The 13,817-nt window shown below is 55.6% G+C and carries 14 protein-coding genes; 8 read left to right on the top strand and 6 right to left on the bottom strand.

Features of this window, described 5'->3' with window-relative positions:
- Positions 1-173: 173 nt before the first annotated feature.
- Positions 174-1,043: a translation elongation factor Ts gene (tsf, locus tag KO499_RS11435; RefSeq protein WP_215983860.1), complete on the bottom strand. Its 870-nt coding sequence runs from the start codon at positions 1,041-1,043 to the stop codon at positions 174-176.
- Positions 1,044-1,135: 92 nt separating this feature from the next.
- Positions 1,136-1,888 carry a 30S ribosomal protein S2 gene (rpsB, locus tag KO499_RS11430; RefSeq protein ID WP_215983859.1) on the bottom strand — a complete coding sequence of 251 codons (753 nt, stop codon included), beginning with the start codon at positions 1,886-1,888 and terminating at the stop codon, positions 1,136-1,138.
- A gap of 255 nt (positions 1,889-2,143) precedes the next feature.
- Here rpsB and map point away from each other — a divergent pair, with 255 nt between their 5' ends.
- From map to dapE, 6 genes are all read left to right on the top strand, one after another.
- A complete protein-coding gene (gene map, locus KO499_RS11425; RefSeq protein ID WP_215983858.1) occupies positions 2,144-2,914 on the top strand; it encodes a type I methionyl aminopeptidase in 771 nt (256 codons plus the stop codon).
- Positions 2,915-5,560: a [protein-PII] uridylyltransferase gene (locus KO499_RS11420; RefSeq protein ID WP_215983857.1), complete on the top strand. Its 2,646-nt coding sequence runs from the start codon at positions 2,915-2,917 to the stop codon at positions 5,558-5,560.
- Positions 5,557-6,759, top strand: coding sequence for a succinyldiaminopimelate transaminase (gene dapC / locus KO499_RS11415; protein ID WP_215983856.1), 1,203 nt, complete (start codon positions 5,557-5,559; stop codon positions 6,757-6,759). The genes KO499_RS11420 and dapC overlap by 4 nt, the downstream gene beginning before the upstream one ends.
- Positions 6,756-7,097 (top strand): ArsC family reductase, encoded by a 342-nt coding sequence (locus tag KO499_RS11410; RefSeq protein WP_215983855.1) that lies wholly within the window; start codon positions 6,756-6,758, stop codon positions 7,095-7,097. Before dapC ends, KO499_RS11410 begins: the two co-directional genes overlap by 4 nt.
- Positions 7,098-7,187: 90 nt before the next feature.
- On the top strand, positions 7,188-8,216 hold the full coding sequence (gene dapD / locus KO499_RS11405; RefSeq protein WP_215983854.1) for a 2,3,4,5-tetrahydropyridine-2,6-dicarboxylate N-succinyltransferase: 1,029 nt from the start codon (positions 7,188-7,190) through the stop codon (positions 8,214-8,216).
- Positions 8,203-9,339, top strand: coding sequence for a succinyl-diaminopimelate desuccinylase (gene dapE / locus KO499_RS11400; protein ID WP_215983853.1), 1,137 nt, complete (start codon positions 8,203-8,205; stop codon positions 9,337-9,339). Before dapD ends, dapE begins: the two co-directional genes overlap by 14 nt.
- 65 nt (positions 9,340-9,404) lie before the next feature.
- Here the strand turns inward: dapE and KO499_RS11395 are convergent, their stop codons facing one another.
- Positions 9,405-9,623 (bottom strand): SlyX family protein, encoded by a 219-nt coding sequence (locus tag KO499_RS11395; RefSeq protein WP_215983852.1) that lies wholly within the window; start codon positions 9,621-9,623, stop codon positions 9,405-9,407.
- Between the two features lie 223 nt (positions 9,624-9,846).
- On the opposite strand from KO499_RS11395, the gene KO499_RS19905 reads away from it, so the two are divergent.
- Positions 9,847-10,377 (top strand): cold shock domain-containing protein, encoded by a 531-nt coding sequence (locus KO499_RS19905; RefSeq protein WP_323133340.1) that lies wholly within the window; start codon positions 9,847-9,849, stop codon positions 10,375-10,377.
- A gap of 45 nt (positions 10,378-10,422) precedes the next feature.
- On the opposite strand, the gene KO499_RS11385 is transcribed toward KO499_RS19905, so the two are convergent.
- The 3 genes from KO499_RS11385 to KO499_RS11375 form a co-directional block, all read right to left on the bottom strand.
- Positions 10,423-10,797: a hypothetical protein gene (locus KO499_RS11385; RefSeq protein ID WP_215983851.1), complete on the bottom strand. Its 375-nt coding sequence runs from the start codon at positions 10,795-10,797 to the stop codon at positions 10,423-10,425.
- Positions 10,769-12,193 (bottom strand): hypothetical protein, encoded by a 1,425-nt coding sequence (locus KO499_RS11380; RefSeq protein ID WP_215983850.1) that lies wholly within the window; start codon positions 12,191-12,193, stop codon positions 10,769-10,771. The genes KO499_RS11385 and KO499_RS11380 overlap by 29 nt, the downstream gene beginning before the upstream one ends.
- A 103-nt stretch (positions 12,194-12,296) precedes the next feature.
- Positions 12,297-12,737 carry a VOC family protein gene (locus KO499_RS11375; RefSeq protein WP_215983849.1) on the bottom strand — a complete coding sequence of 147 codons (441 nt, stop codon included), beginning with the start codon at positions 12,735-12,737 and terminating at the stop codon, positions 12,297-12,299.
- A 72-nt stretch (positions 12,738-12,809) separates the two neighbouring features.
- On the opposite strand from KO499_RS11375, the gene KO499_RS11370 reads away from it, so the two are divergent.
- Positions 12,810-13,718, top strand: coding sequence for a DUF1853 family protein (locus KO499_RS11370; RefSeq protein WP_215983848.1), 909 nt, complete (start codon positions 12,810-12,812; stop codon positions 13,716-13,718).
- Positions 13,719-13,817 lie beyond the last annotated feature (99 nt).

Genomic DNA, 13,817 nt, shown 5'->3' with positions numbered 1-13,817 from the left:
TTTCGTCTGTTGGCTGCTACCCGGTGTGATACCCGTTGCAGGCTTGTATCTGACATACCCCTCAAAAAAGGGGTATCTCAGATACAAGCCCGCCACGAGAGCCGGGAAACCCCGGCTAACGTGGCAGACTCAGGTGATGCAGTGACTGGACGCCTGCTGCATCAAACGAAGGATCAGGCCTTGCCTGTGCCAGCTGCAGCAGCAACTTCGGCAGCAAAGTCTACTTCTTCCTTCTCAATGCCTTCACCCACTTCGAGGCGGACAAAACCAACCAGTTCGCCACCGGCGGACTTGATCAGCTCGCCTACGGTCTGGTCAGGATTTTTGACAAAAGGCTGCTCAACAAGGCTGTTTTCCTTGAGGAACTTCTTGATCCGACCGCCCATCATCTTCTCGACGATTTCCGCGGGCTTGCCTTCCATATCCGGCTGGGCCTTGATCACTTCTTTCTCTTTCTCCAGCTCTTCAGCCGGCATCTCTTCAGGCTTGCCAACACGCGGATTAACGGCAGCAGCGTGCATGGCAATATCGCGAGCCACTTCAGGATCGCCAGCAGTCAGAGCAACAACGGAAGCAATCTTGCTGTTGCTGTGGACATAGCCACCAACAACCGGGCCTTCAATCTTGACGATGCGACGTACGGTGATGTTTTCGCCAATCTTCTGAACCAGAGCTTCACGCTTCGCTTCCAGATCGCCTTCCATCAGCTTGCTGACATCTGACTCACCCTTTTCAAAGGCAACGCTCAGCACATCATTCGCAAAGTTCAGGAAGTTGTCATCCCGAGCTACGAAGTCCGTCTCAGAGTTAACTTCCAGGATGTAAGCAACGGTATTATCGTCAGAAATCTTGATCAGTGACGCGCCTTCAGCGGCAGTCCGGCCGGCTTTCTTGGCAGCCTTCAGACCGGAAGACTTGCGCAACTCTTCGATTGCAGCGTCAACACTGCCCTCGGCTTCCACGAGTGCTTTTTTGCACTCCATCATGCCAAGGCCCGTGCGCTCACGCAGCTCTTTGACCATTGCAGCGGTAATTGCAGCCATGTTCAATCCTCTCAACTGTTCCGAATTCGGTGGGGAAGCGTGCCCGAAGTGACTCGGGGCACGCCTTACATCTCAAACGTGAAGGTAAAACATTACTCAGCGGCGGGAGCAGTGCCTTCAGCGTTTTCGCTGACTTCTACGAACTCATCAGCGCCGGCACCGGCAGACTGTGATGCTTCGAGGCAGGTGTCAGCAACGGCCTTCACGTAGATCTGGATCGCGCGAATGGCGTCATCGTTGCCCGGAATCACGTAATCAACACCGTCCGGATCACTGTTGGTATCGACCACACCGATAACAGGGATACCCAGCTTGTTGGCTTCCTTGATGGCGATACGCTCATGGTCAACGTCAATCACGAACATGGCGTCCGGCAGACCACCCATATCCTTGATACCACCGATGGAGCGCTCAAGACGGTCCATTTCACGGGTACGATCCAGAGCTTCTTTCTTGGTCAGCTTGTCGAAGGTACCGTCTTGGCTCTGGGCTTCCAGGTCACGGTAGCGACGGATAGACTGACGAATGGTCTTGTAGTTCGTCAGCATGCCACCGAGCCAGCGGTGGTTAACGAACGGCTGACCGGAACGCTCGGCCTCTTCCTTGATAATCTTGGCCGCGGCACGCTTGGTACCAACGAACAGGATCTTGTTTTTGCTTTCTGCCAGCTGCTGAACGACTTTCAGTGCGTCATTCATGGCAGGAACAGTCTGCTCAAGGTTGATGATATGAATCTTGTTACGGGCGCCGAAGATGAACTTCGACATTTTCGGGTTCCAGTAGCGAGTCTGGTGACCGAAGTGAGCACCTGCTTTGAGCAGGTCACGCATATTTACCTGAGCCATGATAATTACCTTTTTAGCTTCGGGTTAGTCCTCCACGTATCCGATTACCCCAACCTGACCACCCTTAATAAAGAGAAGCAGGCACCCTGGGATAACGTGCCGACACGTGTGTGAATTTTCCGGATTCGTTTCCGGCGGGCGCGTTTATATCATAAACGGGCGACCAAACGCCATTATTTTTGAGAGCTCACTTCCTTGTACCCGGGCAGCTCGCCCCTTAAAATGCCGGTTTGGCACAAATCAACGGGAAGCCCAATGCAGGTATCGATCAAGACTCCGGAAGAAATCGAAAAGATGCGCGTCGCAGGGCGCCTGGCGGCAGAAGTCCTCGAGATGATCGGCGAGCACGTCAAGCCCGGCGTATCCACAGAAGAACTCAACCGGATATGCCACGACTATATTGTTAACGAGCAGGACTGCATCCCGGCACCGCTCAATTACAAAGGGTTCCCGAAGTCTATCTGCACCTCGGTCAACCACGTCATATGCCACGGCATCCCTTCCGAAAAGAAGATCCTGAAAGACGGAGACATTCTCAATATTGATGTCACGGTCATAAAGGATGGCTACCACGGCGACACCAGCAAGATGTGGATCGTGGGCAAGCCCAAGCCAGGTAGCGAGCGTCTGATCCAGATCACCCAGGAATGTCTGTATAAAGGTATCGAGCTTGTAAAGCCGGGAACCCGCCTGGGCGACATCGGGCACGTCATTCAGCAACATGCTGAGAAACACCGTTACTCTGTTGTTCGCGACTACTGTGGTCATGGCATCGGCGCAGTGTTTCACGAAGAGCCCCAGGTAATGCATTATGGAAAACCGGGCACCGGGATGGAGCTGCAGGAAGGCATGATCTTTACCATCGAACCGATGATCAATCAGGGCAAGTACCAGACCAAGCTGTTACCCGATGGCTGGACTGTCGTGACCAAAGATCACAAGTTGTCGGCACAATGGGAGCACACCATTCTTGTGACTGCAGATGGCCACGAGGTTCTCACCAAGCGAAAGGAAGAGTCCTTCTAAGTGGACCAAAGCGAGCTGGAATTACGCATCAGTAACGAACTTTCTCCGGTAAAAGCCGCACGGGAGCTGTTGGAGGGGAGATACAACGCCGATGCCGAGGCCTTCCGGCAGGGTGCCGATGTTCGCGCTCTCGTACACTCAAGAGCTGACACCGTCGATACTGTTCTCAGACTGATCTGGAACCGTTACCCCTTTGCCAGCTCGCCCGATATTGCCCTGATAGCAGTGGGTGGTTATGGTCGTGGAGAACTTCATCCTCATTCCGACATCGACCTGCTTATTCTCACCCGAAGCGGCATAGAAGACAGCTGGCATGAAGACCTCGGTGCCTTCATCACTCTGCTCTGGGATCTGCGACTGGACATTGGCCACAGTGTCCGCAGTATCGACGAGAACAAGGCAGCGGCCCGTGAAGATATTACGATTCTGACGAATTTGCTGGAAACCCGCACCATCGCCGGCCCCGATGTGCTGCGCGCGGAACTGAGCGAACGAGTATACTCCGACGACATCAGCACGGATCGCGATTACTTTATCGCCAAACGCGAAGAGCAACAGCAACGACACGAGAAATACGGCGACACCGAATACAACCTTGAACCAAACGTTAAAGGCTCGCCGGGCGCTTTACGTGACATCCAGACCATTGGCTGGATCACCAAGCGACATTTTGGGCTGCAGAATATTGCAGACCTGACCCGATTCAGCATTCTCACCGAGGAAGAGCACCAGATCCTGTTGCAGGGCGAGACCTTCCTTTGGCGGCTGCGATATGGCCTGCAACTGCTGGCAGATCGCAATGAAAACCGACTCCTGTTTGACCACCAGCGCGCCCTGGCCGAGATGCTCGGCTACAAGGATGAGGACGAACGACTGGGCGTTGAATTGATGATGCAATCATACTACCGCACAGTTCTCGCTCTGGCAGAGCTTGCCGATGTAATCCTGCAATATTACGACGAAGCGATTCTCGGGAGCCCTTCCGAAGACTCTATCCAGCCGATCAACAAACGCTTCCAGATTCGAAACAACTATATTGAAGCGGTTAACAATCAGGTTTTTGCTTACGCTCCCTACGCCATCATGGAAATCTTTGTGCTGATGGCGCAACACCCCGGGATCAAAGGCATCCGCGCAACGACCATCCGGTCCCTGCGTGCGCACCGGCACCTGGTCGATGATGCCTTCCGAGCTGACCTTGCTGTCACCACGTTGTTCATGGAACTGCTCAGAACGCCCCATGCTCTGGATCAGACCCTGTCTGCCATGAAGAAATACAACGTACTGGGCCGCTACCTGCCGGAATTCGGCCAGATCATCGGCCAGATGCAGCATGATCTGTTTCACATTTACACTGTGGATGCTCACACCATGCGAGTCATCCGCAACATGGTACGGTTGAGCGGTGCCGATGCCCGCACCGAGTACCCCCTCGCCTCACGCCTTATCCACCGGCTACCGAAACTGGAAACCCTCTACATTGCGGGTCTATACCACGATGTAGCCAAAGGCCGGGGCGGCGATCATTCGGAACTCGGTGCGATCGACGCCGAGGCTTTCTGCGAGCGACATCACTTAAGCGAACGAGACACCCAGCTCATTTCCTGGCTGGTGGAAAATCACCTGTTGATGTCCATGACGGCGCAGCGTAAAGACATTTCCGATCCTGACATTATCCATGGCTTTGCCCAGGCAGTACCCAGCCAGGCGCACCTGGACTACCTGTACGTGCTGACCGTGTGTGACATCAGCGCCACCAACCCCAAACTCTGGAACACATGGCGCGCCTCCCTCTTACGCCAGCTTTATATTGAAGCCAAACGGGCCTTGCGCCGCGGTACGGAGACCCCCATTGACCGGCAGGAATGGGTTCGCGCTACCCAGTCCGAAGCCCGCGAGATCCTGCATGCCCAGAACATGACAGATGACCAGGTCGATGCCATCTGGGACACCGTGGATGAGGACTACTTCCTCCAGGATTCCACTGTCGACATCGCCTGGCAAACCGCGGCGATCATCCGCCACGGTGACAACCCTGATCCACTGGTTCTCATCCGGGATACCAGGGGCGGCCCCACCGATGGCTACTCCCAGATCATTATCTACATGAAAGATCGGGTTGCGCTGTTTGCCGCAACGACTGCGGTACTTGAGCAGCTGAACCTGAACATTGTGGACGCCCGCATCAGCTCCAGCGAAGGCCCCTACTCGATCAGCTCCTACGTGGTACTGGATGAAAAAGGCCAGCCTCTGGGCACCGACCCCGCGCGCAAAGACCGGGTGCGTTCGCGCCTGATCGAGGAACTGGATGACCCCGAGGACTATCCGGACATCATCCACCGGCGCACGCCACGACAACTGAAACACTTCGCTTTCCCGACTGAAGTTACGCTATCCAATGACACCATCAACCAACGCACGGTGATGGAAGTAATCACACCCGACCGCCCCGGTCTTTTGGCGCGAATTGGCCAGGTGCTGCTTGAGCATCGAGTGCGCCTGAGCAACGCCAAGATTGCCACTCTGGGGGAGCGGGTAGAGGACGTTTTCTTCGTAACAGACGAACACGGCGAACCCATCCAGGATCTGGGCGTATGCCGGGCCCTGCAGCAAGATCTCTGTAAAATGCTGGACGACATTCAATGAATCCGAATCTGGACAGACTCCACCCCTATCCATTTGAAAAACTGGCCAAATTAAAGGCCGGCATCAGCGTACCTGATTATCTCAGGCCAATTTCTCTCGGCATTGGAGAGCCCAAGCATCCATCGCCAGACTTCGTTAAGCAGGTCATTGCGAACAATCTGGACAAACTTGCCAATTATCCGACCACCCGGGGCATCGACGAACTGCGCGAAACCATCGGTCAGTGGGCCACCCGTCGATTCAATCTGACACCGGGCAGTCTCAGTCCGGCGCGCAATATCATGCCGGTCAACGGAACCCGCGAGGCCATTTTCTCCCTGGTACAGGCAGTGGTGGACACCAGCAAGCCCGGGACAGTTGTCAGTCCCAACCCCTTTTACCAAGTGTACGAAGGCGCGGCTTTCCTGGCCGGAGCCACCCCGGTGTATCTGGCCTGCGATAGCAGCAATGGCTTTATTCCGGATTTCGATTCGGTGCCCGCATCCACCTGGCAGGAATGTCAGGTACTGTTCCTGTGTTCACCTGGCAACCCCAGCGGCGCCGTAATTCCCCGGGAAACACTGAAAAAAGTGATTGATCTTGCGGATCGTTACGACTTCATTGTCGCCTCCGACGAGTGCTACTCCGAACTGTACCCGGACGAAGGAAATCCGCCGGAGGGCCTGCTGCAAACCTGTGCGGCTATAGGCCGCGACGACTATGCCCGCTGCGTTGTGTTCCACAGCCTGTCCAAGCGCAGCAATCTTCCCGGTCTGCGCTCAGGATTTGTGGCCGGCGACGCCAACATCCTCGAAGGCTATCTGAAGTACCGCACTTATCATGGTTGCGCCATGCCAATCCACAACCAGCTGGCCAGCATCGCAGCCTGGAGTGATGAAGATCATGTGCGGGAAAACCGTGCGGCTTATCGTGCCAAATTTGAAGCTGTCGTACCCATTCTTCGCGAGGTGATGGACGTGGATTTTCCGGACGCCGGATTCTACCTGTGGCCTGCGACCCCGATGGATGATGAATTTTTTGCTCGCGAGCTGTCGGCTCAACAGAACGTTCACGTGCTTCCCGGGCGTTATTTGTCCAGAACTGTCGACGGACATAATCCTGGTGAGAACCGGGTCAGGATGGCACTGGTGGCGCCGCTGGAAGAGTGTATCGAGGCAGCGCAGAGGATAGTTGAATTTGTGAAGGCAAATCAGGCATGAAAATCTACGGCATCAGGAACTGCGATACGATCAAAAAGGCCCGGAAATGGCTTGACGAAAAAGGTGTCGCCTACGAATTTCACGATTTCAAAAAGGATGGACTGGACAGCCAGACGCTGTCCCTCTGGGAACAAAAGGTAGGCTGGGAAACCCTGATTAACCGCCGCGGGACCACCTGGCGCAAACTTCCCGAGGAGGTTCGTGATACCATTGACGCCCAACGTGCCCACGAGATCATGCTGGAAAACCCATCCATTATTAAACGCCCTGTCGTTGAGAGAACCGAGGGCATTTCTGTGGGTTTCAAAACAGACGAATGGACGGCATGGCTGGCCTGAACCCGGGTCAAACGCGATTTTAAATTCTAACTCCCGGGACAGAAGCATACCTGCTTCTGCCCCCACACTCTAAACAGGAGCAACCATCAGATGAGCTTTGCATTTGGTATCGGTATCGGCACCCAGAACAATCAGGGCGAATGGCTGGAAGTGTTTTACCAGCAGCCGGTCATGACACCTGACAACACCCTGATGGACGTCATCTCCAACGCCCTTGATTACAACAGCGGCAACCAGGCAATCAACGTCACTGCTGAGCAGCTCAGTCAATTCGCCAACGCTCTGCGTCAGGTTGGCCAGACCGAACAGGCCGCCCTGGCCGAAAGAGCAGCAAACAGCAAACGCCCGGTAGTGGTGACCGTTCTGGAAACCGATGACACGGCCTCCAGCACCCCGGAGGTTTACCTCAAGCTTCACCTTATTTCCCACCGTATGGCAAAACCCCACGGCCTGAAGCTGGACGGCATTTTTGGCCTGTTGCCAAATCTGGCCTGGACCAACGAAGGCGCTGTTGACCTGAACGAACTCTCCGATCGCCAGCTTCAGGCGCGCCTTGAAGGACGCACGCTGGAAGTGAAATCGGTCGACAAGTTCCCGCAGATGACCGACTACGTGATTCCCAAAGGTGTCCGGATTGCTGATACCTCACGGGTTCGCCTCGGCGCGTACGTAGGCGAAGGCACCACCGTCATGCACGAAGGCTTCATCAATTTCAACGCCGGTACCGAAGGCACCAGCATGATCGAAGGCCGAATTTCCGCTGGCGTCATGGTGGGCAAGGGCTCCGATCTGGGCGGTGGCTGTTCCACCATGGGCACGCTGTCCGGTGGCGGGAACATTATCATTGCCGTTGGCGAAAACTGCCTGATCGGCGCCAACGCCGGCATCGGCATCCCACTGGGCGATCGTTGCAAGGTTGAGGCCGGACTCTATATTACCGCCGGCACCAAAGTTGCCCTGCTGGATGACAATAACGCACTGGTTGAAGTGATCAAGGCCCGTGACCTGGCCAACCAACCAGATCTCCTGTTCCGTCGTAACAGCCAGACTGGCGCGGTGGAGTGCAAAACCAACAAAACCGCCATTGAGCTGAACGAAGAACTGCATGCAAACAACTGATTCCCCTACCCTCGACCTTGCCATTGACCTGATCCGCAGGCAGTCCGTCACACCGGAAGATGCCGGTTGCCAGGAACTGATGATGTCACGACTGGCCCCTCTCGGCTTTGCCGGTGAGAACCTGCGCTTTGGTGACACCGATAACCTGTGGGCCCGTAAAGGTTCCGGTGGGCCTGTACTGGCATTCGCTGGTCACACAGACGTGGTACCCACCGGTCCGGAAAAGAACTGGACCTACCCACCCTTCGATCCCGTGATCAGAGACGGTTTTCTTCATGGTCGTGGTGCAGCCGACATGAAAGGCAGCCTCGCTGCCTTCGTGACCGCATGCGAGCGATTCATCGAAAAACATCCGGATCACAGAGGTTCCATAGCCCTGCTGATCACGAGCGATGAGGAAGGGCCGGCCCAACACGGCACCGTCAAAGTCGTTGAAACGCTTGAGGCCAGGAACGAGAAAATCGACTGGTGCCTGATTGGCGAACCCTCCAGCACCCGTGAGGTGGGCGATGTCATCAAGAACGGACGCCGGGGCTCTCTGCACGGCTACCTGACCGTTCATGGTATCCAGGGCCATGTGGCCTATCCCCATCTGGCCGAAAACCCGGTTCATTCTGTGGCTCCGGCCCTGGACTCTCTGGCGAAGGAATTCTGGGATAACGGTAACGACTTTTTCCCGCCGACCACGTTCCAGATCACCAAACTGGAAGCAGGTACTGGTAGCAATATTGTCCCCGGGGAATGCCTCGTGCACTTCAACTTCCGCTACTGCACCGAGAATACCGCGGAGAGCCTCGAGGAACGCGTGGTGGCTATCCTTGATAGTCACAACCTGAAGTACGACTTGCAATGGCACCTGAGTGGCCGCCCCTTTCTGACCGACAAGGGTGCCCTGGTCTCAGCAAGTCAGGATGCCATCCGCAAGGTGACAGGCCGGGACACCGAGCTTTCAACCTCTGGAGGCACCTCAGATGGCCGCTTCATTGCGCCGACGGGCGCACAGGTGGTCGAGCTTGGCCCCATCAACGCAACCATTCACAAGGTGGATGAATGCGTGAAGGCGGAGGACCTCAACACGCTGTCTGAGATTTATGAACAGATTCTGGTCGAACTGCTGGCCTAGACAGCAAAACCTCTGATCAGAAGAACAAAAAAGGGGGCAGATGAACGCTTCACTGCCCCCTTTTCTCAGTAATGAGGCGGGGGCGTCTCTTCCTGCTCAGATTTGATATTGGACGGCGAGACATCCTTCAATTGCTTGTGTAGCAATCGCTTGGCCTCCCATAGCTCCCGGATATCCATTTCCTGCTTGGCAACCTGCTCACTCAGGGTGTTGATAACATCATCCTGAAAGGCCAGACGCGTTTCCAGCTCGTCCAGTCGGGTTTCCAGATCATTCTGGTTCATTGGGTATTGGCACTCCCCTTGGTAGATCTGTCGAAAATGTGATCGATAACACTGCTTACCCCGTTGCTTGGTCAGCACTCGGGATAATCTGGTATGATGCCGCTTTTGCCCGTCGGCGCTCCCGTTTTTCGGGGAACTGGCGGTTTTCACCGACCGAATGTGTGATTTTACCCGACATCCGGTTTTTATCGTTAGCGTTACAAGAACGGAGAAATTTCAGTCAATGCGTAATCCATCCAAAGCGATCCTTGTTGCTCTCCTGATCGCCATCCCCGCACCGCTGGTGCTTGCCCTGTTGCTGTCGTTTACACCCGAGCCACTTCGCCTGATTGCCATTGGTGAATTTGTAGAGGCTCTGGGTAGCAACCGTGGTATCGCGGCCTACATCATCGCTCTGATTGTTTTCGGTGTTACAGGATTTCTCGCCGTGGCATTTGCAGCCAAGCAGCCGGTCAGCCAGAGAAGCACCTCCCGGTCCAATAGTCCTGCAGCAGACCCGAACTACGACGACGATAATGACGATTTTGACGAAAACAGCCCTGAGGGTGATGAGGAAGGCACCGTCAAATGGTTCAACGTCAAGAAAGGTTTTGGCTTCATCGTGCGCGAGAGTGGCGATGAGGTTTTCGTGCACTTCCGTGCAATCCGCGGCCGTGGTCGCCGGGTTCTGCGCCAGGGCCAGTTGGTGCGCTTTAGTGTTGTTGAGGCGGACAAGGGGCTTCAGGCCGATAATGTCTCCATCCTGAGCGACTGAATCGCCCACTGATAACGAAGAGGCAGCCTATGTGGGCTGCCTCTTTCAGTTCCAGACTACCTGTTGCTCGCCCCGATGGTCCAGGCGCCACCACTTTTCGTCTTCTACCGACTCCCCTTCTTTCCAGTCTCCGGGACTGCAGCGAATTTCCCTATCCATTGCACGCCAGGCGCTGCGTGCGCAGTCCAGATCGCTACCCCAGGGCAGTGTTGTTCCTTCAATGACCAATGACGTAAACCGCTTGCCGAACGCCCCCGGATAAAGAGATATCCGCAGCCTCTCACTCTGATAAAAACCAGAGCCTTTGACCACGCCTGACACCTCATCATCATTCAGGGCCAGCTCGTCCAGGTGACTCTCAAGCCACCGGGAGACGGCACCCGCCTCCAGATCACGAATGTAAATTTCCAGATCCTGCACCCGCTGAATCTCCATCCTGCTGATTACAATGCAGCACATAGTGAACCGGCCCGGGCCGAGCTGCAACCCAGCGTTCCAGTTCCCGTCTCAAATCGTCCGTCGAAAGCTGACGCAGTTTGCCGGCTGACTTACGCTCATGCCACGCCACTTCCACAGCGGCCCGGTGAAGCCGTATCTCTTCCAGAGACGCTTCGATGTCCTCCAGAGACTCCTTCCTGGCCAGCGCAACCAGCGATTGACGTCTAAGGGTGTCTGCCTGCCCCGCCAGTATAACGGCTTCGGCAGGCCCTCTTTTGGCAAAGAGGTTCAGACGAGCAGCTGCCCTCTCCAGCCACTGGAGCATGCCACCTGGCAAGCTCACACAACGGCTCCTGCGAGACGCAGCGAACCGGATAACCGATCGAGGGATTTCGACATTCCACTGTTTCTCAATGGCCGCCTGATGCGCGGTCAGAATGGCCTGACGCTGCCCCGTGCTGGAGGTCGGCATGTCAAAGGTATCAAGGGTTCGGCCAATCCGGTGTTGCAGTAGTCTGGCGCCAGAATCTTCGCCCGGTTCCCCGGGCCCAAGCAGCAATATGGGGCCCGCCCATTGAAGCACCAGCGCCGGCGCAAGACTGTCCGGAAGATCCATCAATGCAACCAGATCCGCTGGCGAAATGTTGTCCAGCACCAATACCGGCCAGCGTGAAGCATCTCCACCGGGGCCGTCTCCCTCAGAGCGCACTGGAAGAATCGGCAGATCGCTGGCCATGATCTCTGCTTCACGCCTCAGATCCAGCTCTATGTAATCCTGTTCCAGTGAAGGCAGCAGCGACTGGAGCCATGCCGTTTTGCCCGACCCACGCTCGCCACGGACCCAGATCATGGCTGAGGAAGAGGCCGCCAGGCTAATAGATACATCCTCAGCAAGCTCAATCCATGCGGAATCGGTAACGACCACCGGTACTCTCTGATCATCATCTATAGAGGGTGACTCCTGCTCTTCCGACAAATCCGGCCAGCGGGCGACCAGCTCAAAGACTGCCACGTAGGCTTTTTCCTGCAGTCGCTCCGCGTGGCGAACGAGAGTCTCAAGTAGTTGCGACCAACCCAGCCATGGCGACCCACTGGTTTCCCGGGCCGAAGCAAACCAGTACATCAACTGGGATGATAGCTGCCCTTCGCCACCAACTTCGGTCACAATGGGCTGTTCGCATTGAACAGTGCGGATGAGTTCGTCCATATCCACGCCCCAACCCCGCAGGAAACGGGTTACCTCTGGTGCAGAGTCCAGCAGCGCAAGCAGGTAGTCTTCAACGGTAATCACCGAGCCACCGCGACGCTCAACGCTCTCACGTGCTCGTAATAAAGCGGTCTGACACTGGGGTTCCAGGCATCCTTGCCAATCTTCCATCAAACATCTCCATGTTATGAATGCATCGTCCTGATGCGAAATCCGTGTTGCGAGTCTTTATCGTATCACTTCCGGCGTCCGGACGGTCTGTCCCCCGCCGGCCTCACCAGGAGCCTGTGTTCTCCATGCTGAGCCAGGGTTCCCGGGGCGGCAGCGCTTCGCCTTTTTGCAGCAGTTCGATAGAAATGTTATCCGGGGTGCGGATAAACGCCATATGACCATCCCTCGGCGGGCGGTTTATCGTCACGCCATTGGCCTTGAGGTGCTCACAGAGGCCATAGATATCATCAACACGATAGGCCAGATGGCCGAAGTTCCGGCCGCCGGTGTATTCCTCCGGATCCCAGTTGTACGTGAGTTCGATCATCGGGGCCCTGTCTTCACGGGCTCGAGCTTCATCTTCCGGCGATGCCAGAAAAACCAGAGTGAACCGCCCCTTGTCACTGCTTTTCCGATTGATTTCAACCATTCCAAGCAGGTCGCAGAAAAAATGGAGGGTCTCGTCCAGATTACTTACCCGGATCATGGTGTGCAGATATTGCATGAGGACTCCTTCAGAAGATTGATTGCGAATTCATCGCCTCACCTTGAGGACAGTTTACGGTATTCTGGTCCCATGAATTCAAAAACAGCGCACGACCGCACGCTCGAACTGACCACGCCTGCTGTCCGACACCTTGCCTGGCTGTGCCAGGCACCTCAGCTTTTGCAGTCGCCACTGACTTTTGAGCCGGCCCACTATCTCTCTGACGATGTTACTGACAAGCTCATTGCCTGGGATCGAAACCCCGGAGAAGCTCCGGCACTTTTGCTAGAAGCACCGCCGAGGCGGCTTGGCTTCTATGTCGAGCGACTCTACCAGATGTTGCTGGAAAACCTGCTGGGTTGGGACATTCTTCTGCAGAACCGGCAAATCCAGTCGAACGGGCGCACCATCGGAGAACTGGATTTCGTGGTGCACAATCGCATCGACAATTGTATAGAGCATCACGAAATTGCCATCAAATACTATCTGGGTGTCCCTGAATCCGGAGAGCAAGCTCTGTGGTACGGCCCGAATGCCAGTGATCGTCTGGATCTGAAAACCGATCGGATGTTACACAAGCAGAGCCAGCGAACCCTGCTCCCGGAGGCCCGGAGCTTGCTTGCCGAAGCCGGCATTACCGGACCAGTGACGCCTCGCATTTTCATGCCCGGATACCTGTTCTACCCCGCCACAAAAAATGTTGTCGCCCCCGGCTATGTCCCTGCCCATCATCTGCGCGGGCAATGGTGCTACCTTCATCAGATCAGGCCATCGGACATTTCCGGTTGGGTGATACTGAACAAACCCCACTGGATCGGCCCCTGGTGTCAGGACGGGCCGCCAGATACAGAAGCCGTGACGGCGGCACTGAATACGATCAGGCGCCACAACGTACCCCTCCTGTTCGCAAAAGTCGAACTTGCCCCGGCCAGTGGGCTCTGGCAGGAAACCCGACGATTATTCGTGGTACCAGACGACTGGCCAAAAAACGATCATTGATGATTGTCTTCCTGGCCCGGGAACCTTGTCGCGCATAAAGAGTTGACCGGCATTTGATTCTGCTTCACCCTAATTTGGTCTCATTATGCAACCGGAGAA

The organism is Marinobacter sp. F3R08 (assembly GCF_018860425.1).
Classification (GTDB): domain Bacteria; phylum Pseudomonadota; class Gammaproteobacteria; order Pseudomonadales; family Oleiphilaceae; genus Marinobacter.
This window is presented reverse-complemented; position numbering and strand designations above follow the sequence as displayed.